Origin of the sequence: Microcoleus sp. T2B6 (assembly GCF_036700475.1) — a bacterium.
In the GTDB taxonomy this organism is placed as follows: domain Bacteria; phylum Cyanobacteriota; class Cyanobacteriia; order Cyanobacteriales; family Microcoleaceae; genus Microcoleus.
This window is the reverse complement of record NZ_JAUBOZ010000051.1, coordinates 30,578-55,518: the sequence shown is the minus strand read 5'-3', so window position 1 is coordinate 55,518 and position 24,941 is coordinate 30,578. Positions and strand designations below refer to the sequence as shown.

At 46.0% G+C, this 24,941-nt stretch carries 23 protein-coding genes; 16 read left to right on the top strand and 7 right to left on the bottom strand.

Annotated elements, in window-relative coordinates; genetic code table 11:
* The first annotated feature begins 482 nt into the window (after positions 1-482).
* Positions 483-1,211: a response regulator transcription factor gene (locus tag QUA00_RS21305; protein ID WP_333142334.1), complete on the top strand. Its 729-nt coding sequence runs from the start codon at positions 483-485 to the stop codon at positions 1,209-1,211.
* A 228-nt stretch (positions 1,212-1,439) separates the two neighbouring features.
* A complete protein-coding gene (locus tag QUA00_RS21300) occupies positions 1,440-1,838 on the top strand; it encodes a winged helix-turn-helix domain-containing protein (protein ID WP_333142335.1) in 399 nt (132 codons plus the stop codon).
* Positions 1,839-1,975: 137 nt separating this feature from the next.
* Here the strand turns inward: QUA00_RS21300 and QUA00_RS21295 are convergent, their stop codons facing one another.
* Positions 1,976-3,934: a cation:proton antiporter domain-containing protein gene (locus tag QUA00_RS21295; RefSeq protein WP_333411032.1), complete on the bottom strand. Its 1,959-nt coding sequence runs from the start codon at positions 3,932-3,934 to the stop codon at positions 1,976-1,978.
* Here QUA00_RS21295 and QUA00_RS21290 point away from each other — a divergent pair.
* On the top strand, positions 3,897-4,055 hold the full coding sequence (locus tag QUA00_RS21290) for a hypothetical protein (protein ID WP_333305344.1): 159 nt from the start codon (positions 3,897-3,899) through the stop codon (positions 4,053-4,055). The genes QUA00_RS21295 and QUA00_RS21290 overlap by 38 nt on opposite strands.
* 676 nt (positions 4,056-4,731) lie before the next feature.
* Here the strand turns inward: QUA00_RS21290 and QUA00_RS21285 are convergent.
* A complete protein-coding gene (locus QUA00_RS21285) occupies positions 4,732-6,012 on the bottom strand; it encodes a GH25 family lysozyme (RefSeq protein ID WP_333305284.1) in 1,281 nt (426 codons plus the stop codon).
* Positions 6,013-6,125: 113 nt separating this feature from the next.
* Here QUA00_RS21285 and QUA00_RS21280 point away from each other — a divergent pair, with 113 nt between their 5' ends.
* Together QUA00_RS21280 and QUA00_RS21275 are read left to right on the top strand one after the other, a co-directional pair.
* Entirely contained in the window at positions 6,126-6,620 is a 495-nt protein-coding gene (locus tag QUA00_RS21280) for a DUF427 domain-containing protein (protein ID WP_333316291.1), read from the top strand.
* 553 nt (positions 6,621-7,173) lie between these two features.
* On the top strand, positions 7,174-8,283 hold the full coding sequence (locus QUA00_RS21275) for a diguanylate cyclase domain-containing protein (protein WP_333411031.1): 1,110 nt from the start codon (positions 7,174-7,176) through the stop codon (positions 8,281-8,283).
* A 59-nt stretch (positions 8,284-8,342) separates the two neighbouring features.
* On the opposite strand, the gene QUA00_RS21270 is transcribed toward QUA00_RS21275, so the two are convergent.
* Complete coding sequence (locus QUA00_RS21270) at positions 8,343-8,537, bottom strand: helix-turn-helix transcriptional regulator (RefSeq protein WP_333411030.1); 195 nt, start codon at positions 8,535-8,537, stop codon at positions 8,343-8,345.
* 209 nt (positions 8,538-8,746) lie between these two features.
* On the opposite strand from QUA00_RS21270, the gene QUA00_RS21265 reads away from it, so the two are divergent.
* The 3 genes from QUA00_RS21265 (at position 8,747) to QUA00_RS21255 (ending at position 10,629) form a co-directional block, all read left to right on the top strand.
* Positions 8,747-10,072: a transposase gene (locus QUA00_RS21265; RefSeq protein WP_333411029.1), complete on the top strand. Its 1,326-nt coding sequence runs from the start codon at positions 8,747-8,749 to the stop codon at positions 10,070-10,072.
* A gap of 78 nt (positions 10,073-10,150) precedes the next feature.
* Positions 10,151-10,378 (top strand): hypothetical protein, encoded by a 228-nt coding sequence (locus QUA00_RS21260; RefSeq protein WP_333411028.1) that lies wholly within the window; start codon positions 10,151-10,153, stop codon positions 10,376-10,378.
* Positions 10,379-10,398: 20 nt separating this feature from the next.
* On the top strand, positions 10,399-10,629 hold the full coding sequence (locus QUA00_RS21255; protein WP_333411027.1) for an addiction module protein: 231 nt from the start codon (positions 10,399-10,401) through the stop codon (positions 10,627-10,629).
* Positions 10,630-10,675: 46 nt separating this feature from the next.
* On the opposite strand, the gene QUA00_RS21250 is transcribed toward QUA00_RS21255, so the two are convergent.
* Positions 10,676-11,692, bottom strand: coding sequence for a methyltransferase domain-containing protein (locus tag QUA00_RS21250; protein WP_333411026.1), 1,017 nt, complete (start codon positions 11,690-11,692; stop codon positions 10,676-10,678).
* 584 nt (positions 11,693-12,276) lie between these two features.
* Between QUA00_RS21250 and trxB the strand changes: the two genes are divergently transcribed.
* The 8 genes from trxB (at position 12,277) to rpoD (ending at position 19,788) form a co-directional block, all read left to right on the top strand.
* On the top strand, positions 12,277-13,647 hold the full coding sequence (trxB, locus tag QUA00_RS21245; RefSeq protein WP_333411025.1) for a thioredoxin-disulfide reductase: 1,371 nt from the start codon (positions 12,277-12,279) through the stop codon (positions 13,645-13,647).
* A 406-nt stretch (positions 13,648-14,053) separates the two neighbouring features.
* Positions 14,054-14,938, top strand: coding sequence for an ABC transporter permease (locus QUA00_RS21240; RefSeq protein WP_333054802.1), 885 nt, complete (start codon positions 14,054-14,056; stop codon positions 14,936-14,938).
* Positions 14,939-15,110: 172 nt separating this feature from the next.
* Positions 15,111-16,316, top strand: coding sequence for an AAA family ATPase (locus QUA00_RS21235; RefSeq protein WP_333411024.1), 1,206 nt, complete (start codon positions 15,111-15,113; stop codon positions 16,314-16,316).
* A 24-nt stretch (positions 16,317-16,340) separates the two neighbouring features.
* Complete coding sequence (locus QUA00_RS21230; RefSeq protein WP_333411023.1) at positions 16,341-16,973, top strand: DUF4276 family protein; 633 nt, start codon at positions 16,341-16,343, stop codon at positions 16,971-16,973.
* A gap of 342 nt (positions 16,974-17,315) precedes the next feature.
* Positions 17,316-17,570, top strand: coding sequence for a hypothetical protein (locus tag QUA00_RS21225; RefSeq protein WP_333142346.1), 255 nt, complete (start codon positions 17,316-17,318; stop codon positions 17,568-17,570).
* Between the two features lie 201 nt (positions 17,571-17,771).
* Entirely contained in the window at positions 17,772-17,936 is a 165-nt protein-coding gene (locus QUA00_RS21220) for a hypothetical protein (protein WP_333054806.1), read from the top strand.
* 116 nt (positions 17,937-18,052) lie between these two features.
* Entirely contained in the window at positions 18,053-18,346 is a 294-nt protein-coding gene (locus QUA00_RS21215) for a hypothetical protein (RefSeq protein WP_333411022.1), read from the top strand.
* A gap of 275 nt (positions 18,347-18,621) precedes the next feature.
* Positions 18,622-19,788, top strand: a complete 1,167-nt coding sequence (gene rpoD, locus QUA00_RS21210) for an RNA polymerase sigma factor RpoD (RefSeq protein ID WP_333105010.1) — start codon at positions 18,622-18,624, stop codon at positions 19,786-19,788.
* 210 nt (positions 19,789-19,998) lie between these two features.
* On the opposite strand, the gene QUA00_RS21205 is transcribed toward rpoD, so the two are convergent.
* The 3 genes from QUA00_RS21205 to QUA00_RS21195 form a co-directional block, all read right to left on the bottom strand.
* The gene (locus QUA00_RS21205; RefSeq protein WP_015179166.1) at positions 19,999-20,151 is read right to left on the bottom strand and encodes a high light inducible protein; all 153 of its coding nucleotides are present in this window, start codon (positions 20,149-20,151) and stop codon (positions 19,999-20,001) included.
* A 125-nt stretch (positions 20,152-20,276) separates the two neighbouring features.
* Positions 20,277-21,764: an ATP-binding cassette domain-containing protein gene (locus QUA00_RS21200; RefSeq protein ID WP_333411021.1), complete on the bottom strand. Its 1,488-nt coding sequence runs from the start codon at positions 21,762-21,764 to the stop codon at positions 20,277-20,279.
* Positions 21,765-21,951: 187 nt separating this feature from the next.
* On the bottom strand, positions 21,952-24,504 hold the full coding sequence (locus tag QUA00_RS21195; RefSeq protein ID WP_333411020.1) for a DNA topoisomerase (ATP-hydrolyzing): 2,553 nt from the start codon (positions 24,502-24,504) through the stop codon (positions 21,952-21,954).
* Positions 24,505-24,941 lie beyond the last annotated feature (437 nt).

Genomic DNA, 24,941 nt, shown 5'->3' with positions numbered 1-24,941 from the left:
CGCCCGTCCAAAAAGGACGGGCGGGACGCCCATCCCACAAACTTGTGGAAGTTATTTAATTCTCATTCCTTAGTCTGCGGAGGCAGACTTCGTGTGTGTAGTAGCGGTTTCAACCGCCGAATCATAAAGGGGGTAGAAAACCCGGATTTTTCTTCTGGGTCCTGATAGCGAGGACTTTCGCTTTGAGGCAGGGGTTAAAACCCCTGCCGGACTATAGGTTTAACTTTTTATAGGGCTGGAGATTCTTCGTTTTACTCAGAAGGACAGAACTACGTCCCAATGCGTAAGTCCTGATATTCGCATACGTTGCACTTTCCCGCAATCAAGTTTGCACCTGATACTTCATCAACTCTGTGGGTAGAACGAATGATTTTTTGATCGGAGCTGCTTAAGATTTAAGTAAAGAATGAATCTAATTAGAACAGAGTTTGAACCTACAATTCCTAACTTGGCACCATTAACTAACAAGAGAGTCGAACATTATGACAATATCTACTGGTCAAAATCACAAAATTCTGCTTGTAGAAGATGACGCCCCCGTCCGCACTCTCGTCTACCGCTTTTTGAACCAGACATATCAAGTACAAGTTGCGGCAGACGGCAAAACAGCTCTCGAAATTTTTGAGGAATTCAACCCTGTTCTGGTGATATTGGATTGGAATTTACCCGACACAACTGGGTATAAACTCTGCCAACAAATGCAAAATCAAACTAATGTTTTAGTTGCAATTCTGAGCAGCCGCACCGGCCAAGAAGATCGGATTAAAATCATGAAAGCAGGTGCCGATGATTTTATTTGCAAACCGTTTAATCTTGAAGAATTGGCAGTGAGAGTTGAAGTCTTGTTGAGGCGGGCGAGATCCGTCGCTCCGCCCAACCTTATCTTCGGTCAATTAGCGATCGATTTAGTGGGTAGGCAGGTGAGATTGAAGGAGCAAATTCTAACGCTGACAGCCTTAGAATTTGAAATATTGTGTTTTTTGGCAACTCATTCGGGTAAAGCTTGCAGCCGCCAACAGCTAATCGAAAAAGTTTGGGGGTGGAAATCCAATTATGCAACCGAAGAGCGAGTGGTGGACGTGCATATCGGCCAAATTCGCAGGAAAATGGCTAAAGTTGATGCCGCTGTTCCCAATTTTATTCAAACTGTTCGGGGATACGGTTACAGTTTTGCTCCGAGCGCTCGGAGTAACAAGGTAGTTTGTAATTGAAACAGTCCTTCCTTAAGAAGGAGGACTTTGAAGCATCTTCCCCTCTTTATTAAGCGTGCAAGGGGATATCTAAGGGCTAATTAAAAGACTGTTAAGCTGTTTAGCATTTAAACTGCGTATTTTACAGACTGAAACCCAATACTTGCTTAGATAGCCTCTGAGTTTTACATGGTGAACAGCTTACTCGCTTTCTTGAACTTTGAAATAGTCGCAATAGAGTCAAAAATTATGACGATATCTACCGCTCGAAATTCCCAAATTCTGGTTGTAGAGGATGACGCCCCCGTCCGCAATCTTGTCTTCGGTGAACTAGCGATCGATTTAATCAGTAGAGAGGTGAGATTGAAAGAGAAAACTTTAGCTCTCACACCTTTAGAATTTCAGCTATTGCATTTTTTAGCCATTCATTCGGGTAAAGCCTGGAGTCGCCAACAGCTAATCGAAAAAGTTTGGGGATGGAAATGCAATGACGCACGAGACGAGCAAGTGGTGGACGTGTATATCCGTCTGATTCGCAGGAAAATGGCTAAAGTCGATGCCGCAGTGCCGAATTTCATTAAAACTACTCAAGGATACGGTTACATTTTCCATCCGATCGCTCGCAATCACAGGGTAGTTTCTAATTGAAGAATCATTATTATATCAGGTAAATTGAACACCGCTATAGTCTGGTCAATTTACCTGCTGTATTTTTATGCCGATCGATGAAAGCAAAGCCGCGATCGCGACAAGCAGATTATAGAGTACGATCGGGATACTAACCCTTATCGCGAAACTGGTGGCTGCAAAACTTTAGCATCCTTTGCTATTTCCGCTGACTCCAAAACCTCCTCTAAAACCGGAGAAGGAATTGGCACTTCTTCAACTACCTGATGCTTTTCCATAGTCAAACGAGACTGCGACGAACCCGACAATCTTTTCAACAATTTCGGTGTCGGATCGTACAGCAAATAAATAATTCGATCGCCTGCTTGCCAAATCTGAGTCGCCGACACTACTTGCAAGTACCCTTGCCTTTCCAGCAGCAGTGGCGCCAACTCCCCGGCTTGAACCAAAGCTTGCAAGTGAGCAATCTGAAACTGCAATCCCTCACTTTTTAACTCAGTTTCCCCCAATTTTACTTCGCCGTCGCTCAAATATTCGTTCCAATCCTTCAGCGACAAATCGGAGACAAAAGCTTGATTGATTTTAGCCTGATTTGCAGGCGTATTTGCTTGCGGATCTTTGGGGAATATTGCCAAAACCCTCGGCGGTGCAAACTCCTCGGCTGCTCGCTGAGCTAACACTAAGTTTACCTCGCCGTTGTTAGTCATTGCCAAAAAAGTTCCCATCGATTCCAGTCCGGCTTCTTCTAACACGCTGTGATCCAGAGCACTGCTCAAAAACACCCGCAAACCCTCTCGTTCTGCTTGTTCGCAAGCTTCTGGGTTGGTGTCGATAATTGCCACCGATTCTCCGCGTTCTTGAAACAAGCGAGCAATTAATCTGCTCAAAGGATTTGACCCCACAATTGCAGCACCGGTTGCCGATTTTGAGGTGATGCCCAACAGTTGAGCTATCCGTCCGGCCGTTAGTCCCTGGACGAAAACTGTCATAATAATTGTTAGGAAAACTAAGGCTTTAATCGAGTCGCCGCCGTTGATTCCCCGCTGGGTGAGCAAAATTGCAAATAAAGATGCGATCGACGCTGAGACAATTCCCCTCGGCGCTACCCAACAAACAAATAATTTCTGCCGCCAATTCAGTCCGCTATTCCAAGTACACAGCCAAACGTTGATCGGCCGCACTACCCACATTAAAGCTAAAACTGTAAACAAACTTCCCCAACCGAGGGCGACCACACTAGCGAGGGATAAATCGGCCGCCAGCAGCACGAACAGCATGGAAATAGCCAGGACTGTGAGTTGACCTTTAAACCTCCTCAGCAGCCTTTCTTCCGGCACAGCAGCGGCTCTGAGGACGATGCCGGAGAGGACTGTTGCCATCAGTCCCGATTCGCTGCGGATTTCTTCTGCTAAGCCGAAAAATCCCCACAAACCGGCTAACACTACCAAGTTTTTGAGGTCTTCTGAGAGAAATTGCGATCGCTTGAGAATGAATCCCAGCAGCCAACCTCCCGCAACTCCTATGACTGCGCCAACGAAGAGTCGCACGATTAAATCTCGGAACACAACTAGCAAATCAGCATTGCCGTTCAAAATAATATTCAGCACTAATACTGCCAGAATTGCCCCGACAGGATCGATTAAAACGCCTTCTGCTTCTAGCAAGGCGGCAACTTTTTTGTCAACGGATACTTGTTTGAGCAAAGGGCCGATTACTGTCGGGCCTGTGACGACTACTAGAGAAGCATATAGAAATGCGATCGGCCAGGGAAATTCCCCCAACCAGTGTGCGGCCATTCCGCCGCCTATTAGCGTAATTAAAGTGCCTACCGTAACTAAATTGCGGATGCTGCCGGAAACTTTGCCTAAGTCTCGCAATTCCAAATTCAAGCCGCCTTCAAACAGAATTAAGGCTACGCAAAGGGATACCATAACTTCCAAACCGCTGCCCAGCAGATTGGGGTGCAGCACTCCGAAGCAGTCTGGACCGGCTAAAATGCCAAACAACAGCAAAAAGACGATCGCCGGAACTTTCAGATAAGCGGCGAGAACTTGAGCGCTGATGCCACAGAGGACGGTCATGACCATCAACTGGGTGATGTTAAAGGGGATTTCCATAGATATTATTGTTACAGGCTGCCCGCTTAGTTTTAAATGTGCGATCGCGGGTAATTGGAGTGCAGGCGCTATTTTCGGCGCAGCTTACAAACTCGGCACGGCCCTGCATTTTTCCCAATAAGATTAAAAAACCTTGATAGTCGCTATAACTTTATCAGATAATTCTCTTGGCGTCAAAGATGGCAGATCGCTGTAGCTAAGCGAGAGATTATCTGTTATGTTCGAGAGTCTGATGGGGTGCGGGCAGAGAGGGAGAGGGTTTGACTAATTTTGATGGGGAGTCAATCGATTGCGCGATTTTAGATTTTAGATTTTAGATTAAAGAATTGAAGCATTGACCCCACGGATAAATACGTTCGGCAAGTTTCATCGGATACAGGTTTTTTATTTCACCGGTCCTGAGTCTGCTTTCGGAATGAATCCGGGGGCTTGTATCCTAGATGCTTGATTGTCAATCTCCAATCAAAAAGCTCACATCTCAAATCGATCGCCGCCAGACTCATCTTTAGAGTAGTTTCCATCTAAAAAACTCTAAAATCCCATGATTCATCTGTAGAGTCAATCTCAAATCTAAAATCTAATCGATCGCCCTCAGACTCATCTTTAGAGTAGAGTTCCCATCTAATATTATGTCCGGTCGATTACCCCTAATACGGTAGGGGCCCGTGAGCCAACAATACCGGCCAATAATTGACCATCTCAAAAACCCGCCCTTTTAATCGCGGTCACTCGATCGGACATGATATAAAATCTAAAATCGCAAGATTCATCTGTAGAGTCAATCTCAAATCTATAATCTATAATCGATTGGCATTCTGCCACCTGCGAAGAAACTCCGATAGAATTGCCGGCGAAATTCGCCCTTCCAGCCAATCTAAAGCCTGGTTCTGGTTTGGTGCAGCCCGATAAAATTTGCACGCATCTATCAGCCGAATCGGAGAATTAGTGACAATAGATTGAGAGCGCCATTTTTGTGCAAACTCGTTAATAATAGCCGGAGAAAGTTGTTTTTGCAGCCAATCTAAAGCTTGGTCTTGTTGTGCTAAACCGCGATAAAATTTGCCGACATCTATCAATCGCAAATTAGTGTCTGGAGGTAAGGCAGTTGCCCGCCATTTTTGAGCAAAGTCCGCTAAAACAGAGGTAGGAACCTGACTTTGCAGCCAAATTAAGGCAGTATCTTGGCTAGCCTTAGCTTGATAAGACGAGAATACCTGAGTCAGCCGCACGTCTGATATGGGAGTGGGAGTCGGAGTGGGTGTCGGCCGCGGAGTGGGTGTCGGCGCTGGAGGGGGGACAACTACTTTGGGAGATTTTCGCATCAAAGCGGCCCAGGTTTTGAGGCTGGCAATGCCGTCTGGATTGAGACCTTGAGATTTCTGAAACGAGATTAGCGCCGCTGTGGTGTTGGCTCCAAATTTACCGTCCATCGCGCCTTGATAGAAACCTTTAATTCTTAATTCCCTCTGGATGTCTGCAACTTTATAACTTACGGCGCCTTCTCGGACGCTTTCATAAATATTGGTGTCTACATTGCCCGATACGCCGGAGACGCTGCCGCTGTCGCTGTACTGCCAAAAAGTCCAAGTTTTCCAGCCGCCGGGAACCCAAGGTTCCTCAGCAGTGGTATAGTGAGCAATCCACAGCGGGTAATCGGCAAACCGTGTTGTCCCCAGGTTGTCCCAGAAACCGGGGTAGGTGTAGATAATCGGTCGCATCAAGGTGGCTTTTTCGACGGCTTCTAGCCAAATTGCGGCTCGATCGCACAATTGATCCACACTCAAACCGCCTGTAGTTTCGATATCCAAGACTGCGGGCAAATCCCCCGCTTCGAGTTTTACAGTTTTCAAGAACAAATCTATTTGTCCTTGAATGCTGCTTGCAGGTCGAAAAAAGTGGTAAGCACCGCGTTGAATCCCCGCCGCTTTCATGGCCGCCCAATTGCGGGCGAAAGTTTGGGCAACGAACGTTGCACCCTCGGTCGATTTGACAAAACTGAAGGTAATACCATCCCTGGCAACTGCTTGCCAATTGACATTGGGCTGGTAGTCGGAAACATCTATACCGCGAATACTCATATTACAAAGAGTTGAGAAAAGCTGGTTTGCTCTGAAGCAGCGACTCGATTAAGGGTACATTAATTTGTAATGCTAAGTCGCTAATTGTTTTTTTTGGAGGGGAGATGGTGCACATGAACTTCGATCGAATAGAGCCCGGCCCTGGTCAAGAGTCTGTTTGGGATTACCCGCGTCCCCCTCGGCTTGAGGAATCGACCAAACACGTACAGATAATTTTTAATGGAGTGACGATCGCCGACACGCGCCGTCCTCAGCGGGTATTGGAGACGAGTCACCCTCCTGCCTACTATATCTGCCCCGATGACATCAAAATGGAATATTTGCACAAAACTTTACGAGGCTCTTGGTGCGAGTGGAAGGGACAAGCCGGTTATTACACTGTGACGGTAGAGTCGAAAGAAGTAGTAAATGCTGCTTGGTTTTATCCCAATCCTAATCAGGTTTTTGCAGCTATTAAAGATTATGTGGCTTTTTATCCGAGCAAGATGGATGCCTGTTATGTAGACGGAGAATTAGTGCAATCTCAACCAGGGGATTTTTACGGCGGCTGGATTACCAAAGATATTGTCGGCCCGTTTAAGGGAGGGGAAGGAACTTGGGGGTGGTGAGGGAATGTTGAGTTTTGAATTTTGAGTGGAGGACAGGGGCAGACACCGCGTTTTTTACGCAAAACCTCGTTACAGCCTCGACCCGGTTTAAAAACCAGGTTTCTTGAGTTTGTGTGCACCGTCAATCGATTTTAGATTTTAGATTTTAGATTTTAGATTGAAGCATTGACCCCAGGATAAATTCGGGGGGCTGGTTTATCGGATACAGGTTTTTTATTTCTGGGTTCTGAGTCTGCGAAGGAATGAGTACGGGGGCTTGTATCCTGGATGCTTTCGGTCAATGAGTTGAGGAATGGCGCCGAAATCGTTTTTTTACGCCGTAAAAAGCCGCTAGTCAAAAATCGAGGAAAAAATCTAGAATAATTCAATAAATCTGTAATTTAGTGAGCATGAATCAATACAATGCAGCTACGGCAAAAACTCAGGCAGCAGCTTCCATTATTTAAAAATAGTGTAGTAAATAATACAACCAATGGTAAGAAATAAATAATTATATAATTTAAGAGCTGACACTAGCTTTGTTGCTGGTTTATTGTTTATTCGGATCTGCGCTGTGTCTGTTGAATTTATTGAGCCGTCTAACTCGCCAGAAAACTCACCCCAAAATTTATCTTTAGAGTCTACCCTTAAGGATCTGGCTCTATTCAATTTTCAGGTTGACTCCTCATATCTCGCCAAAGAAGTAGCTCGGTTGTTTCAATCTCACCCGCTGCTTCCGGGAGTTATCTTGACCGTAAATGGGGAATTTTTAGGGATGATATCGCGTCGGCGATTTATGGAACGAATGAGCCGCCCTTACGGAGTAGATATATTTGCTTGCAGACCGATTATAGCCTTGTATCAAATAGCTCAAACCGATATTTTGATTTTACCAGGAGTAGCCTTAATTGTCATGGCAGCTCAGCGCTCCGTGCAGCGACCGCCTGAACTGCTTTACGAGCCGATTGTGGTGCAGTTAGAGCCTCAAGTTTACCGACTTTTAGACGTGCATCAACTCTGGGTAGCTTTATCCCAAATTCACCAACAAGCTACTTGGTCTATGAGCGAACTTTATTACAATTTATCGCTCACGCAATCCGAGTTAGAAGCAGCTAATTCTCAATTAAAAGCAGCTAATTCCGAATTGTATCGCCTTGCCAACTTAGATGGCTTAACTCAGATTGCCAACCGCCACTGTTTTAACGAATACTTACAGAAAAAATGGCAAGAATTGGGAGAAGCAGCAGCAGAACTATCTTTGATTTTATGCGATGTTGACTTTTTTAAGAAATACAACGATACTTACGGACATCAGGCGGGAGATGCTTGTTTGCAACAGGTAGCCAAAACTATTGTTGAGGCTGTACATGACTCAGCAGGCGCAGTTTCGGGGGAGACTCTGGTAGCTCGTTACGGAGGTGAAGAATTTGCGGTAATTTTACCCCGCACTTCGTCAGAAATAGCTGTTTGGATTGCAGAGCAAATTCGAGTTTGGGTAAAAGAACTAGAAATCGAACACCTTAATTCAGCGGTGTGTTCTTTCGTGACGCTGAGTTTGGGGGTAGCGAGCACGTTTCCTGTGCCCGAAACTTCCCAGGAAAACCTGATTGCAGCGGCAGACCGTTCGCTTTATCAAGCTAAAGACTTAGGGCGCGATCGAGTAATTTTAGATTTTAGATTTTAGATTTTAGATTGGAAAAAGTGCTCCACGGATTTATTCGTGGGCTTGTTTAATTGTTTCGATCACAGATTGTCGGGCAAATCGCCGATCGACCTGCCGATGCTAGCCAGCAATTTCTCCAAAGCTTTCATCTGCTTGACGGTGAACGTCGGCACATTCTTCCCCAACTCCCAACGACTGATTGTTTGCGACGAAACGCCAAGCTCTCGCGCCAAATCTTCCTGGCTCATCTCTAGTTCTTCCCTGAGCTTCTTCAACTAAAACAGAAGGAGTCCCCCGCTCTACCTGTACAAGGAGTGAGCGGCGGGAGGAATTCGCGTGAGTGAAGAGATCCGCCCCCGAACGAAACCGACAATCTTCAGATATCGGAAAGTGAGGGGGCGGTCGATGAACGAACAAATTTCGCTCTACCTTTCACCATTCTCGCTTTCACGAGATACAATAATATCAGAGTACGCGCGTGATAATGCCCCAAGTAATTACCGCCAAGCTGAAACTAAACCTGACCACCGAGCAAAAAGCCTTGGTGTCTCAGACGGCTAGAGCTTACCGGGATGCCTTGAACTATACTTCACAAGTCGCTTTTGATGCGGGTAAAATCAGTAATGGCGCTAAGTTGCAGAAAGCTGTCTACAACGAATTGCGAGTTCGGTTTGGGCTTGGAGCCCAAATGGCTTGCAATGTACCCAGACAAGTATCTGTCACTTATAAGACCCTTTGGTCTAAGGTAAAACAATCTAACGATGCTCTCGCCAAAGGTTACACAAAGAGGCGGTATAAAGGGCTCGATAAACCCCCTAAATATATTTCTCGAACCTGTACCCTAAATTATCAACGGGACTACTCTTTTAAGACCGAGCAGAAAGTGAGTATTATCACGCTACAAGGTCGGATAGTAGTCCCGTATGATGGATACAACAAGCATCTAGATTTAATTACCAATGGTGCTAAAATTGGAGCCGCTAAAATTGTCTATCAGCGTTCTTCTAAGGTCTACTACTTAATGGTAAGCATTGAAGTAGAAGTACCTGAAATTGAGCCACTAAAAATAACAAGAGTTTCTGGTGTCGATGTGGGTATGCGCTACTTAGCGGTGGAAACAGACTTACAAAATAAGTCTAAATTCTACTCAGGGAAAGATGCTAGACACAAAGCCAACCGCTATCACAAAGCTAGACAGACTCTTCAGCGTAAAGACACTCGTTCGGCAAAGCGAAGACTAATCGCTTTATCTGGAAGAGAAAGACGGTTTATCGCTGATGTGAACCACCAAATCAGCAAGGAAATTGCCAAACCTAACAGCCTCATTGGATTAGAGAACTTGACCGGAATACGAGATAGAACTAAGTCTAAGTCTGGGAAGAAGGCTAGTAAAAAACAGCGTAGAGCTAATAGAAATAAGGCTCAATGGTCATTTGCCGAATTGCACGGTTATATCGACTACAAAGCCAATCTAAATGGTTCGTTAGCAACTAAAGTTCCGGCTCATTACACATCGAAAAGTTGTCCTAAATGTGGACATACTTCGGATGCTAATAGACCAAACAAAGGACTATTGTTTCGATGCGAATGTTGTAGTCATGAGTTACACGCTGATTTGGTTGGTGCGCGAAATATTGCAATGAGAGCGTTGCTTGTCCGGCAAGACTGGATGAGCATGGGGAGCTTGTCAGCATCCCCTGATGTATCGAGCGGTGAAACCAAAGCTGAAATCCTATCTAGGTTCTCGGAATTGCGGTGGAGTTCAGATACAAGCCCCCATCATAGCGGTACTCCGCTTGATGGCGGGTAGTTGACATGCGACTCTTCATTTTCTGGTCGCGGAACGGGCTTTTTCGGCATATCCTCGATCGCACATTTTTCCGATCAGATGCTTAAACATCTTACTTCCTTCCTCGGAGAAGATTATCTACTTCTGATTCTTCCTAACTCTTCCTTCGCGTTTTTCGCGTCTTCGCGGTTCAATCATACTAATTTTTCCGACCCGAAAACAGTAATTAAACAACAAACAGATCGCGCAACGGTACGGCGGATAGCTGGGGAGGTGCGATCGCTCCTTTCCAGCAATCTTTGCGATAAAATGTGGAAAAGTATTTAGCTGTGACGCATTTTTAAGCTATGGATCTCGCTGGTACTCTTGCAGAAATTATTAGTTTGAGCGTTAATGACAGAATTCGCTTAGTACAAGCGATATGGGACAGCATAAGCGCCGATCCCGAACATCTTGAATTAACTGAATCTCAAAGGGTAGAGCTATCTCGCCGCCTGCTAGACCACGAAACAAACCCCAATGCGGTTATTTCTTGGCAACAAGTAAAAGCTAGAACAATGGCGAGGTTGCAACAGTGAGCCTTTCCATTGTCCTTTGAAATTTTCTCCGGCGATCGTCCCGTGCCTACAAAGACTCGCACCAAACACGTTCTGCCGTCCAGTGTCTGTCTGAAGATTCGTAAATCCTCAACCCATCCAACCCGGCATTTTGGATCGTCTCCTCAACTTCATCCAGCGTAAATGCCGCTTGCAACGAATCGCTGAATAACTGTTTCTGATGCGCGTTGCAATCTCCCGCATACAGATTGACTAAATTATCCCTGATTTCCGATGTTTCCGGCCGCAGTAAATCCCGCAAAAAAATTGCTCCCTGTGGCTTCAACACCCGCTTGACTTCCTGCAAAAACGGCAGTGGATCGGGCAAATGGTGGATAATGCTGTTAGAAATCACCATGTCAAAATAATTGTCAGGGTAAGGCATGGCCTTAGCATCAATTAATTCGAGACTAATTTGCGATCGCACGCCCGCCTTTTCCACATTTTGGGCCCCAACTTTCAGCATATTTGCCGACAAATCAATGCAAGTCAATTTCCATGCTGGCCGGAGTTGACAAAGGGCGATCGGAATTCTCGCCGTACCCGTCCCCGCATCCAAAACGTTTCCAAAAACCGGCCCCAACGCCGCAGCACTCTGAGCAAAAGCAGCATTAACCTCAGCAAAATCCATCGAATCGTATTCGATCGCCTCTTCCAAGGAATCCATCACTTCCGGTTCCAAAACTCGCTGCATAAAATTTATCTGGTTCTCTGGAATTTCCATATAGGGATTCAGTTTCGCCTGCAAAAGCTCGACTAATTCCGGTTCCATATATTCGTAATTGTCCGGGATTTGCAGGCAAATAACTTTCTTGCCTTCGAGACTTTCGGGAAATTTGCTGCGAAGTCGATCGCCATGCTTCTTCTCCATCACAAATATCCAATCTGCCCAACCGACAAGACCCTCAGTTACTCTAATTCTTGCACCTTTTTCCGTTCCCGCCGATCGCACGCTGTAGCCACTAACTTTCTCGCATATTTTCTCGGCAGTCAAACTCCTCCACTTATTCCGGCTGCATACAAACAATATCTTGATTTTATCCATTCACACACAAATACAAAATTCTATGTTAATTGTGGCACGGGCGTCCCGCCTGTGCTTCCAAAGCGGTTAAAAATTTCCTTCTAATTTCCCCCCGATCGCACCTTGCATACCACAAATACTGTATTTTGTCAAACTTGGCAAAATCTGCGTTACAATTCTTAAACCAGAAAATGCTGATTTTGCATAAATAATTGTACTTATTACATTTGCGAATTCGTTAATTTTACGATTTTAAAAGCTTTCAGCCTCAAAAAGTAAAATTAGTCATAATGCCCCTGGATTTTGAAAATCGTACCACAAGCCTCAAAACAAGTAAATAGGTAAAATAATTGAGAATGAAGTCAATAATTTGGGTCGTCTTTAGATTTTCTTAAGATTTCAGCGGTCAAAATAGATCGAACATTTAAAACTAAATCGACTTTTAGATTGTTTTTGCTTATTAAAGTAGCTGGAATTGCCCCGAAGACCGATCGACCCTCAACAATAGATACAGATGCTCGATCGCCCAATGGCATCAAACCAAACTCGATCGAACTCTGCTAGAATTAGTAAAACGAAGTCGTTATGAGTTTAATTAAATAGCTATGACCAACGAAACCGTAGAAAACCTAGTAATTATCGGCTCAGGCCCAGCAGGCTACACAGCAGCAATCTACGCCGGGAGGGCAAACCTGAAACCCGTAGTGTTTGAAGGCTACCAAATGGGAGGCGTCCCCGGCGGTCAACTGATGACCACCACAGAAGTCGAAAACTTCCCCGGCTTTCCCGAAGGCATCACCGGGCCGCAACTGATGGATCGGATGAAAGCTCAAGCAGCGCGCTGGGGTGCCGAATTATACACAGAAGATGTAATTTCGGTGGATTTGACCAAGCGGCCGTTTACAGTGCGATCGGAAGACAGAGAAATCAAAACCCACACCATAGTAATCGCTACAGGCGCGACGGCGAAAAGGCTGGGGCTGCCTAGCGAACACGTATTTTGGAGTCATGGCATTTCGGCCTGTGCGATTTGCGACGGCGCTACCCCAATTTTTAAAGGAGTAGACTTAGCTGTCATCGGCGCGGGCGACACAGCAGCAGAAGAATCTATTTATTTGACAAAATACGGCTCTCACGTACATATGTTGGTGCGGCGCGATCAAATGCGCGCGAGCAAAGCCATGCAAGACCGAGTGCTGAGCAATCCCAAAATTACCGTGCACTGGAACACCGAAGCACTGGATATTTTGGGCGAAGCCGGCGGCAAAATGGACGGGGTGAGACTTAGAAATATCGTGACAGGCGCCGAGAGCGATTTGCTGGTGAAAGGATTGTTTTATGCGATCGGTCACACTCCCAACACTCAACTGTTCCAAGGTCAGCTAGAACTCGACGAAATAGGCTATATCACCACCAAACACGGTTCGGTAGAAACCAGCGTCGAGGGAGTTTACGCCGTCGGCGACGTGCAAGACCACGAGTTTCGCCAAGCAATCACCGCCGCCGGCAGCGGTTGTATGGGGGCGATGCTGGCAGAACGTTGGCTGTCAGTCAACGGTTTAATGCAGGAATTCCATCAAACTGAGGAATCCGAGCAACCCACAGCAGCGCCGGAATCTCAAAAAGTACGCAAAACCAGCGAGAACTTTGATATCCAAGACACGCGCCACGAAGGAGGTTATGCTTTGCGGAAGTTATTCCACGATAGCGATCGACTGATTGTGGTCAAATATGCCTCTCCGAGTTGTGGGCCTTGCCACAGCCTCAAGCCGATTTTGAGCAAAGTAGTAGATGAGTTCGAGGGCAAAATCCACTACGTGGAAATTGACATCGAAGAAGATCCAGAAATTGCTGAAAATGCTGGCGTGATTGGTACGCCGACGATTCAGTATTTCAAAGACAAAGATTTGGTAGCTGAGCTCAAGGGAGTTAAGCCGAAAAGCCAGTACCGCGAGTTAATTGCCAGTAATTTGTAGGAATTCGATCGATTTTAGACTTGAGGTGTGCCAAGAGAGATTTAACCTAAACTCAACTTGCGTCCCACCTGCCAAAAACTCGGTTTCCCCCCTGCGCGCCAGTCCCGTGCAGGGGGGAAACCGGGTTTTTTTTTAGCCCCATCGCGCGAAAAAACCCGGTTTGTCGCGAGTGTTTGGCGAATGAGAAAGAGGATTTTTGACCAGGAATTTCTTGATGGTACCCGCCACGTGATTTATCCGTGGAATCAATCCCAAATCTCAAATCGAAAATCCTCAAGCCCCCGCATTTATCCGTGGGGTCGCCTCGAAAATCTAAAATCTAAAATCTAAAATCGATTGACTGTTCCGGGTTTTTGCGCCTGAGTGCTACTAAAATCGAAAAGTCTTATATAGGTCGATCGTCATTATGGCTCAAAGCCGCCTCCGACTCCCGCGATTTCTCAACAGTGCCTCACCGTCAAGCCTGTCAATGAAAATGATGTGGGCAGGTTTGACAATAACTGCCGTGTTTATATTGGTAGCAACCTTGTCTCCAGCTATGCAAGCTTGGGGATGGCTACAAAATCCTACCGAGGCTTTGAGTAACCCCATCCACGAACCGCCGTCGGCGAATTATTGGTTTGGTACTAGCCGCAGCGGCTACGATGTGTTTTCCCGCACGCTGTTTGCTTCTCGCGCGGCTTGGCAAGTGGTAATTTTAGCCACTGCTTTGAGTTTGTTTATCGGTGTGCCGCTGGGTTTGGTTAGCGGTTACTTGGGCGGTAAGCTCGATCGAGTGTTGTTATTTTTAATGGATACAATTTATACTTTGCCGGGGCTGCTGCTTTCTTTGACCCTAGCGTTTGTAGTGGGAAAAGGAGTATTGAATGCTGCGATCGCCCTGAGCATTTCCTACATCCCTCAATACTACCGCGTTGTCAGGAATCACACCGTCAGCGTCAAAACCGAATTATTTGTCGAAGCCGCGCGAGCAATGGGTGCTGACACTTGGACAGTGCTATCGCGCTACCTGTTTCTGAATGTGATTCAGAGCGTACCTGTGCTGTTTGCGCTCAACGCTGCCGATGCAATATTAACATTAGGAGGTTTAGGATTTCTCGGATTAGGACTTCCCGAAGCAACTCCCGAATGGGGACACGACTTGCGTTTAGCTTTAGATGCGCTACCTACTGGCATTTGGTGGACAGCTTTGTTTCCCGGTTTAGCGATGACTTTAATGGTGGTGGGACTGTCTTTGGTGGGGGAAGGATTAAACGAGTTTGTTAACCCTCGCCTGCGGAATCAGCAGTAATCTGTCTCGCGGTTAAATTAAGTTCTCCGTCAGGACTTTAGTTTTTTCTTCTTCTCTTTTCTTCCTACCCTTCGGGAACGGCTTCGCCGAACGCGCACTTCGCGTCTTCGCGGTTCGTTAAAGGAGAAATTAGGATAAAAAAAACCGAGATTATAATTGAGGAGGTGAAATCATGAAATCTATTCCCCGTAGAGAATATCTCAAAGTACAAAATTACCGTGCTTTGCACAATCTCCAACTCAAAAATCTCACCCCCTTAACTGTATTCTTAGGCCCCAACGGTAGCGGCAAGTCAACTATTTTCGATGTTTTCGCTTTCCTATCCGAATGTTTTACCGAAAGCCTCAGAAAAGCCTGGGATAGACGGGGCCGATTTCGAGAATTACGCACCAGAGACAGCGAAGGCTGCATTATCATTGAATTAAAATATCGAGAGACATCCGACTCGCCTTTAATTACCTATCATCTCGCTATAGATGAAGAAAATAATCGTCCCTTCATTGCTGAAGAATGGTTGCATTGGCGACGCGGACAATCGGGAAAAGGAAAACCCTTTCGTTTTTTAGACTTCAAAAAAGGGGAAGGACAAGTCATTAGTGGCGAAAGTCCTGATGAAGAAGGTGAAAGGATAACCGAAAAACTAGAATCATCTGAATTTTTAGCCGTAAATACATTAGGACAATTTGCCAAACATCCCCGCGTTAGTGCATTAAGACGTTTTATTACAGGCTGGTATTTATCATATTTAACCGCAGAGCACACCCGCAGCCTTCCCGAAGCAGGTGCACAGGAAAGATTATCTCCCACTGGTGACAATTTACCCAATGTTATCCAATACCTAAAAGAGCAACATCCCCAACGGTTAAAAGAAATACTAAAAACCCTTTCTGTTCGTATTCCACGCCTCGAAAAAGTCGAAGCCTCAATCATGCAGGATGGCAGACTTTTGTTGGAAATTAAAGATGCTCCTTTTACTCATCCTATTCTGGCAAAATATGCCTCCGATGGTACGTTAAAACTCTTAGCTTATTTGACTGTTTTTTTCGATTCCAATCCCCCGCAATTAGTGGGAATAGAAGAACCAGAAAATCATTTGCATCCGCAATTATTACCTCAGCTTGCAGAAGAATGTCGTTCGGCTTCTGCGAATACTCAATTAATGGTGACAACGCATTCTCCCTTTTTTGTGGATAGTTTGAAGCCAGAGGAATTATGGGTATTATATCGAGATGAAAAAGGTTTTACTCAAGCAAAAAGAACCGCAGATATGCAGGGAGTCAAACAATTTATGGAACACGGTGCCTTACTGGGTTCGCTGTGGATGGAAGATTTCTTTGAGGTGGGAAATCCGCTGAAAAATGGGGGTACACCGCAATGATTTTACACTTAAAATAAATAGAAGGTGAGGATTTTGCATCTTGAGCTTTTAGTAGAAGAAGCATCCCTAGAATCAGCTTTGACCCAGCTTTTGCCGAAAATAGTGCCATCGACTGTTAGCTCTAAGATTCATGCTTTTCGAGGAAAACCAGATTTACTTGCTAACTTGCCTAATCGTTTGAAAGGTTATCAAGCATGGCTTCCGCCTGATTGGAAAATTGTTATTTTAATAGATGAAGATCGAGAAGATTGTCTCAAATTAAAACAACAACTAGAAATAATGGCAATATCATCGGGATTAATCACTAAATCTTCCTGTCAAAAAGATAAATCATTCCAAGTCTTAAATCGAATTGTAGTTGAAGAATTAGAAGCGTGGTTTTTCGGCGATGTTGAAGCAATTCGCCAAGCTTACCCTAAAGTCTCTCCCAATTTAGCTAATCAAAAAAAATATCGAGAGCCTGATGCTATTAAAGGGGGTACAGCGGAGGCTTTAGAAAGAGTATTACGGAACGCTGGATACCATCAGGGAGGACTAGAAAAATATAAAGCCTCTAGCGAAATTTCTAAATATATGAATCCTGAATCAAATCTCTCTAAAAGCTTCAAAGTCTTTTATCAAGGTTTATTAGAAATCATCAATAGTAAGCAGGTATAATCAACTTTATCGACAATTTTCGCTCTCGTCATTGCTGAGCTAGGAGCGATGAATGATTTAGAGATCAAACCTAGATCAGCGCTTTCTGATGACACGCTGTAAATAATAACAAAATTTTGAGCATCGCACCAGCGTCCTACCCCTCCACATCTTTAAGCGCATCCTGCTGTTTAGGCCTTCTATAACCATAGCAAGCACATCGCTAACTGGGTAAATTTTTCTTCCCGGGCGGAGTTATTATCTGCAGGTAGTTGCAGCAACGTCCGCTGGGGATTTTTTTGCGTCTGCTTGAAATTATCAAGACAATTCGGGAATGCTACCTAAAATTAATTAAAGGGCTTTATGGAATCTTTACGCTGTCACGATATATTTAAAGGAATCGTGAAGTTATACTTCCGGGAGATGTCTAATTGTATGGTTTGTGAGAACGTGCGATCGCGTAAGTGCGAACCGAAAGCCAAAAATTTTAGAGAAGTCCGCAGCCCAGAGTTGCGCGGCGGCTTAACTCTCAGTAGAATTTATCCGGGTGGTTTTTGCCACGGACGCGACAAACTCGTGTCGAACTGCTTAAATAAGAATGTGACGTTAAGAACTTAATGTGATTTAACGTGAAAATTAAACCCAATTTCTGAGATTTGAGCTAACTTAACAATTAAAGCCCCTGTTGCACTACTCAACCCGCAACGCTTCATTTGGGGTCAGAGTCGGTCTCTAATCTAGAGTTGCCGGCTTAAAACTAAAGCTACGAGCTTTATTCAATCGCAGATTGCGTATGATTCAATTCAGGGAAACAGGGTAATGATGGGTGTATCTACACGGATGGTATTGGTTCCAATTTGGGCAACTCAAAAATTGTCTGCTAACTGTCTGGCCAACTACGCCGCAGCCGTTCACCCAGATATACGCAGAAAACAGCGCCGTTCGATCGTGCCAAAGTTTTTGCGGGCCGTTCTCAGGATTTAGCAGAGCCGGACATGAGTTAGTATTGTCAAGCTAAGCTGACAGAGTTTTCCTAGTTCTTGACCAACAATGGAAAACAACTTCCATTTTTTGTGAGAAAGGCTACAATCGGAAAGGTCTTGGCAAGATCCGATTCTCCCCGTTTGGTGCTTCAACCCTCTGCTGTTGCATTTGAGGCAGCAGACCAGCATCCAAGGTGGCGAAAATTTGCCGTGCAACTGTCATGTCTGACAACCAGAGTGAAAGCAAGGCGCATCAAAAGTTCGACACCTCGAATACAAAAGTTAGAGGGTTCCGTGCCGAAAACTTGTACGGGTAAAAGCTCGAAGTACCGAGTAAAAAAGCCAGTATTTTTGGAAGTGCGATCGATCGCACTTCATGGTTTGCTTCTGGGCGCCAGGTATCGCAGATGATGTGATAACTCGCTCCGAAAGAAAAAGCCTCAAGCTCAATTCAAGGTCGCGATGTTAAAATCTGCGATCGATTGAATGCCCTGGCTGCTTCAGACCAGAACTCGAACTGTGACTCATAAAACAGGTGCAGTTTCGGTAACAGATTCAGGTAGCCGACCGAAAATCCCACTATTTTTTCCTGCGGGAATGTCAATACTGGCTAACTTGTCTAAACTACAAACAGACACTATTCCACTGTTATTTATTCTTTAATTCAGGAGCATGAGGAAGACGGCATGATCCAGGCTAACACCGTACTCGCAACCACAATTACACCGGAAATGGAAACACTCGAGTTGCTTCGGGGCGCCGAAAGCGTTCTACCTGAGAGCGAGTTAGAACTCTTTATCGACGAAGAAGACGATCGAGAAGAATTCTTAGACTCTCAATCTGAGGACGACACTAAATCTGGCAAAGGCGCCAAAGCCCGCCGTCGGGCACAGGCAAAGAAAAAGCATTATACTGAAGACTCTATTCGTCTTTACCTGCAAGAAATCGGTCGGATTCGACTGCTGCGAGCTGACGAAGAGATTGAACTAGCGCGCAAGATTGCAGATTTGCTGGAATTAGAGCGAGTTCGAGAACAACTGCTCGAAGAGTATAACCGCGAACCCAAAGACAGCGAATGGGCTAATGCTGTAGATATGGCACTTCCTGCATTCCGTCACCGACTCCACGTCGGCCGTCGGGCAAAGGAGAAAATGGTGCAATCAAACCTGCGTTTGGTGGTGTCGATCGCCAAAAAATACATGAATCGCGGTTTGTCTTTCCAAGATTTGATTCAGGAAGGCTCTTTGGGTCTGATCCGGGCCGCTGAAAAATTCGATCACGAAAAAGGCTACAAGTTTTCTACCTACGCAACTTGGTGGATACGTCAGGCCATCACCCGAGCAATTGCCGACCAATCCCGCACTATCCGCCTGCCGGTTCACCTTTACGAAACCATTTCGCGGATCAAGAAAACTACCAAACTCCTGTCTCAGGAAATGGGCCGCAAGCCTACGGAAGAAGAAATCGCCACTAAGATGGAGATGACGATCGAGAAGTTGCGGTTCATTGCTAAGTCCGCACAGTTGCCCATCTCTCTAGAAACTCCGATCGGCAAAGAGGAAGACTCGCGTCTGGGAGACTTTATTGAATCTGACGGGGAAACGCCAGAAGATCAAGTCTCGAAAAACTTGCTCAGGGAAGATTTGGAAAGCGTTTTGGATACTCTCAGCCCCCGCGAACGGGATGTACTGCGACTGCGTTACGGCTTAGATGACGGACGGATGAAGACCTTGGAGGAAATTGGTCAAATCTTTAACGTCACCCGCGAGCGGATTCGCCAAATCGAGGCTAAAGCCCTGCGGAAGTTGCGCCATCCCAACCGGAACAGCATCTTAAAAGAATATATCCGCTAGAGTAATTTGCTAGCATCACCCAAAAGAGTGATTCGCAGTCTTTTGGGTGGGAGACCCCCCGCCCCGGTTTGAGCTATAGATGTTAAATCTTAGGCTCATAACTGGTCGGAGCAAGTGGCTATTTGCTGCCCACATCGCGCTGCCAAAATTTAGGGAGTCCGTTACGGAACTCCCAAGCTTTGCAGTGTCAAAAAAGCCCTAACTAGAAAATTACATCACGCCCCAAAAGTGAAGCAGACCTTGACCGGAAACCAATTCGATGATGACAGCGGCAGAGAAACCAATCATCGCCAAACGACCGTTCCAATTTTCGGCTCCTTCGCTGAAGCCCCAGTTCCAAGCGTTGCGTTTTTGTTCTTGCATAGTGCGAACTCCTTTCGTTAACTTGTGTAAGGCTTATGTAAATAAATATAACATTCCTTGAAAAAAATGCAAGCTTGTGATTAGTGATATCGGTCACAACGGTCGATCGACCTTGATGATTTTACCTAACGAGGAAAAATAGCCAACTCGGTATCAGGGTCGAACAAGTGAATCTTGTCATGGGCGATGGCCAACCAAAGCTCCTCGCCAACTCGGATCGATCGCTCAGGAGGAACCCGCACTTGCATCCGCACCGCCGGAGCATCCGTCAAACAAACTCCCAAATAAGTTTCGTGTCCCAAAGCCTCTACAATTTCCACTTGTACCGAAATATTTTTGGTAGCCGGAGGGTTAATGCTCAGATGTTCAGGCCGAATGCCCAAAATCAGCCCTCGCCCGTCATATTGTTGTAGACTTTTTGCCCAAATATCGGGTAAAGTAAAGCGAAATTGCGGGTGAGAAATCAACAACGGGGCACTAAATTCCACCAACAAGAAATTCATCGGCGGAGAACCAATAAACTCAGCAACAAACAAATTAGCCGGCTTGTTGTAAAGCTCTAGAGGTTGAGCTACTTGCTGAATCTGGCCGACATTCATAATAGCAATCCGATCGCCCATAGTCATCGCCTCAGTTTGGTCGTGAGTTACATAAATAGTTGTAGTTCCCAACTGTCGCTGCAACTGCACAATTTGCGATCTCGTTTGGGCCCTCAATTTCGCATCCAGATTCGATAACGGTTCGTCCATCAAAAAAACTTCAGGATTTCTAGCCATCGCCCTACCCAAAGCTACCCGCTGCTTTTGCCCTCCCGAAAGTTGTTTCGGCAAGCGATTTAAAAGAGATTCTATTTGCAATAATTCAGCTACCTCTCGCACTCGTTTTCCTACAGCCTTTTCCCGTTCCGACAAATAGCGCAAACCCGGAGGCAACTTGCGAGTCGCTCCTACCAAAAAATCCTCCCATAAAGCATATATTCGCTCGTTGTTTAAAGTATTAGAAGCTAAATAATTAATAAGCTCTTTTACCTGATTCCTGATTTTTTCTGCCTTCTCCCTGCTTCCTTTTTCTTTTTCTGTCTCTTCTCCCTTCTCTCTGCTCCCTTCTAGCTGCTTCCTTCTAGCTGCTCCCTTTTCCCTTGTTCCTTGTTCCTTCTTCCTTCTATCAGTTACATCCGTTACATCCGTTACAGAATCCGTTGCCGAACTTCCTTCTTCCTTCTCCCTTTCCGAGCGGCGCAATCCAAAGGCGAGATTATCGTAAACTGTTAAGTGAGGATAGAGAGCATAATTTTGAAATACCATAGCGATATCTCGGTCTTTAGGAGGCAAATCGTTAAGGAGCCGATCGCCAACCCAAATATTGCCAGCAGTCAAAACTTCCAAACCGGCGATCGATCGCAGCAAAGTGCTTTTTCCGCAGCCAGAAGGCCCCACCAGCACCATGAATTCCCCGTCTTCGACCGTTAGGTTAATGCGCCGCAAAACGCTGTTAGACGCAGGGCGATCGGCTATAGGCGAGACACTTTCTGCGACGGTGTTTGCTTCTTTTTCCTGTTCTCCTTGGCGGAGCGGAAAACTTTTGTAGATATTTTCTAATACAACTTGCGCCATTAAACAATTTTAGATTTTAGATTTTAGATTTTAGATTGGGGAATTGGAGGCAGAGCCTCCGGGTATGTATTCCCAGGCAGAGCCTGGGAACAAGGCTGAATGGGGAATAGAATTGGACGTAGACGCTCGAAGGCAACAAGGCCAAGTCTCAATCGAGGCACAGCGAATAATGACCAATGACTAATGACTATTGACTGCTGATAACTTTGATAATTTTTTCACCTGGATTGAGGTCAAAAACTCGATCGCCCGCAGCATCTTTCCCCCAAAAAGCTATAGCATCAATAGTCGATCGCAGCAGGCGGCCAGAATTAGTAAAAAGTTTGACATCCGTACCCGGAACAGCCTGCAGCAAGCCAACTAAAGCATCTTTAGGCTCTGAGAAACGAAAAGCTTGAGTGCCAATTTCGCCCCTGTTAGTAAGTCTGACAGAACCTGCAGGCATTCGTTTTGCCCAACCCAACTCGGAAAATAGTACCAGACTGTCGTCCGGGTAGAGAGTGATGCAACCCACCAACTCTTCCTGCTTCCGCAACCTGGTTACTTGAGATCCTTGGGCCGCGCGGCCCATTGGCGGCAGTTGTTCATCATCAATCTCAAACCGGAGGACTCTGCCTCCTGAAGTTGCGATCGCCACTTGCTCGCCGACTTTACCCAGACTCGCACAGCGCAGCCGATCGTCCTCCTTGAGTTTAACAACAGTAACGCCACGATTAGTCAAATCAGCAAATTCCTGCATCGGCAAGCGCTTAATTTTCCCTTGCTGAGTCAGAGTTACTAAATCTGCAGCTTCCGAATTTTCCGGCAAAATAAAGTGTGCGACTGTGATTTCCGACAAAGCGCGACCGGCACTTTCTTTGGTAGCACTCGGCGACAACAAACTAACGATCGGCGTTCCCCGGTCTTTGGCGCTACTACTAGGAATATCTGCCACTTTCAGCGGGTAAGCTTTGCCGTTAGGAGTTAAGACGACCAAAGTGCGATCGGTTTTCGTCAGATTTGCCGTCACAATAAAATCTTCATTTTTTTCTAAAGCTGAAACCGATTTTTCGCGACTTTTCGAGCGTGGTTTTTCCCCAGGCGGCAAGCGCCGCACGTACTGCTTGTGCGAAAATTCAACTATAGTTTCCTCTGCCTCTAGAACGGGCAATAAGTTAGGCTGAATCGTTGCCGGCGACAACTGCTTCACCCCAGAATTTTTCTTGCCAGAAAATTGTGATTCGGCGTTTGCTGCGCGTGCAGTTCCATTGGCGAATTTAGTGCGGCGGGGGTCAGCGTACTTGCGTTTGAGCGATCGAAATTCCTTCTTTAAAGCCTTCAAAAGTTCGCGCCTGTCGCTCAACAACCGCTGCAATTCTTGAATATTAGCCATCAACTCATCAAACTCGGACTGCAAATTTTGCCTTTCCAAACCAGTCAGCCTACGCATTGGCATCGCCAAAATCGCATCAGCTTGACTTTCGCTCAAATTGAGGCGAACTTGGAAAGTTTGCTTAGCAGTAGAGCCGTCAGGAGAATTTCTGAGAATGTCGATCGCGGTATCGAGATTTGTCAAAGCCAACATTAAGCCTTGGACAATGTGACATCGGCGTTCTGCAGCTTGCAACTCGTAATTGTAGCGGCGGGTAAGAGTCACTTCCCGGAAATCGAGAAATTCCTGCAACAATTGTCTCAGTGTCAACTGTCGGGGTTGACCGTTGACAATTGCCAGCAAAATCGCGCCAAAATTTGTTTGCAGGTCAGTTTGTTGATAAAGACGAGCCAGAACCGCTTCAGGGGTAAATTCCCGCTTGAGTTCAATCACCACTCGAATCCCTTCGCGATCGCTCTCGTCACGCAAATCAGAAATACCGTCGAGGCGGCCAGCATTGACCAACTCCGCCACCTTTTCAATCCAAGCCGCCTTATTTACCTGAAACGGAAACTCCGTCACCACGATCGCCGTTTTAGTCCGCACCTTGCGATTACCTGGCACCTCTTCCACCCCGGCCACACCCCTGACCGCAATGCTGCCTCGACCCTTAGTGTAGGCGTCAACAATGCCCTCTGTAGCGACGATTTCCCCTCCGGTTGGAAAATCCGGGCCTGGAATCAGTTCTATCAACTTCTCGTCGGATAGTTCCGGGTTTTCAATCAAAGCAATTAAACCGTCTACCACCTCCCCCAAATTGTGCGGCGGGATATTAGTTGCCATGCCCACAGCAATGCCCGTACAGCCGTTGAGTAACAGAAACGGCAACTGAGCAGGCAGCGCCGTCGGTTCCTGCTGGGAACTGTCAAAGTTAGCAGTAAAATCAACAGTTGCATCGCCGACTTGGGTTAGCATAGCTTCGTGGGCGATCGGTGCTAGCCTCGTTTCCGTATAGCGCATAGCAGCCGCCGGATCATTGTCCACCGAACCGAAATTGCCGTGACCCGCCAGTAAAGGATAGCGGCTCGAAAACTCCTGAACCATGCGTACCAGAGCGTCGTAAACCGATTGGTCGCCGTGGGGGTGATATTTTCCCAAAACATCTCCAACTACCCTGGCGCACTTACGGTAAGGTCGGTCTGGCGTCAGACCGAGTTCGTGCATCGCATATAAAATTCGACGGTGAACTGGTTTTAAACCGTCGCGGACATCAGGCAAAGCTCGCCCGACGATCACACTCATGGCATATTCGAGGTACGATTGCTGCATCTCGGCGTGCAGAGGCGTAGAAATTACTTGCCCGGAAAGTAGGTTGAGTTGTTTAGCCATGAGTCCTTGTGTCCGTTAATTCCTGAGTGAAAACAGCCTCTGTCAATAATGCCGAGGTTCCCTGTCTCGATTTAAAAGCCTTTGCAGCAGGCGAACCGAAAGTTCGACCCAACCGCCCAGTTGAAGAATAAAAATAAACTTAACTTGTGAAAGCAGAATCAGAGTCCCGAAGACGGGCCACACTGGCCTCTTACTCTCCACTCTTACCCTAACCTCTATGTTGCCTTCATTTGTGTCTACCTGTCTATTTACCTTCTGCCGTGAGAAGGTTGATTCACAGGAGAACACGGAATGCCAGAAACTCAGAACGTAGTGAGGCTGTAGCTCTTCCTAGGAAAGCATCACGAGGGACTTGAGTCCCCGTCAATCCATGATAGAATTTAATTGCAATTAGGAATAACCATCTACACGAAGAAATATTATATTCAGGAGAAACC

Bases quoted from the DNA above. Each gene is read 5' to 3' on its own strand.
- QUA00_RS21195 (WP_333411020.1), bottom strand. From the start codon at position 24,504: ATGGCTAAACAACTCAACCTACTTTCCGGGCAAGTAATTTCTACGCCT.
- QUA00_RS21250 (WP_333411026.1), bottom strand. From the start codon at position 11,692: ATGGATAAAATCAAGATATTGTTTGTATGCAGCCGGAATAAGTGGAGG.
- QUA00_RS21295 (WP_333411032.1), bottom strand. From the start codon at position 3,934: ATGGAAATCCCCTTTAACATCACCCAGTTGATGGTCATGACCGTCCTC.
- QUA00_RS21305 (WP_333142334.1), top strand. From the start codon at position 483: ATGACAATATCTACTGGTCAAAATCACAAAATTCTGCTTGTAGAAGAT.
- QUA00_RS21265 (WP_333411029.1), top strand. From the start codon at position 8,747: ATGCCCCAAGTAATTACCGCCAAGCTGAAACTAAACCTGACCACCGAG.
- QUA00_RS21255 (WP_333411027.1), top strand. From the start codon at position 10,399: ATGGATCTCGCTGGTACTCTTGCAGAAATTATTAGTTTGAGCGTTAAT.
- QUA00_RS21260 (WP_333411028.1), top strand. From the start codon at position 10,151: ATGCTTAAACATCTTACTTCCTTCCTCGGAGAAGATTATCTACTTCTG.
- QUA00_RS21235 (WP_333411024.1), top strand. From the start codon at position 15,111: ATGAAATCTATTCCCCGTAGAGAATATCTCAAAGTACAAAATTACCGT.
- QUA00_RS21220 (WP_333054806.1), top strand. From the start codon at position 17,772: ATGATGGGTGTATCTACACGGATGGTATTGGTTCCAATTTGGGCAACT.
- QUA00_RS21300 (WP_333142335.1), top strand. From the start codon at position 1,440: ATGACGATATCTACCGCTCGAAATTCCCAAATTCTGGTTGTAGAGGAT.
- QUA00_RS21285 (WP_333305284.1), bottom strand. From the start codon at position 6,012: ATGAGTATTCGCGGTATAGATGTTTCCGACTACCAGCCCAATGTCAAT.
- QUA00_RS21280 (WP_333316291.1), top strand. From the start codon at position 6,126: ATGAACTTCGATCGAATAGAGCCCGGCCCTGGTCAAGAGTCTGTTTGG.
- QUA00_RS21200 (WP_333411021.1), bottom strand. From the start codon at position 21,764: ATGGCGCAAGTTGTATTAGAAAATATCTACAAAAGTTTTCCGCTCCGC.
- trxB (WP_333411025.1), top strand. From the start codon at position 12,277: ATGACCAACGAAACCGTAGAAAACCTAGTAATTATCGGCTCAGGCCCA.
- QUA00_RS21290 (WP_333305344.1), top strand. From the start codon at position 3,897: ATGACCATCAACTGGGTGATGTTAAAGGGGATTTCCATAGATATTATT.
- rpoD (WP_333105010.1), top strand. From the start codon at position 18,622: ATGATCCAGGCTAACACCGTACTCGCAACCACAATTACACCGGAAATG.
- QUA00_RS21225 (WP_333142346.1), top strand. From the start codon at position 17,316: ATGGAATCTTTACGCTGTCACGATATATTTAAAGGAATCGTGAAGTTA.
- QUA00_RS21240 (WP_333054802.1), top strand. From the start codon at position 14,054: ATGGCTCAAAGCCGCCTCCGACTCCCGCGATTTCTCAACAGTGCCTCA.
- QUA00_RS21205 (WP_015179166.1), bottom strand. From the start codon at position 20,151: ATGCAAGAACAAAAACGCAACGCTTGGAACTGGGGCTTCAGCGAAGGA.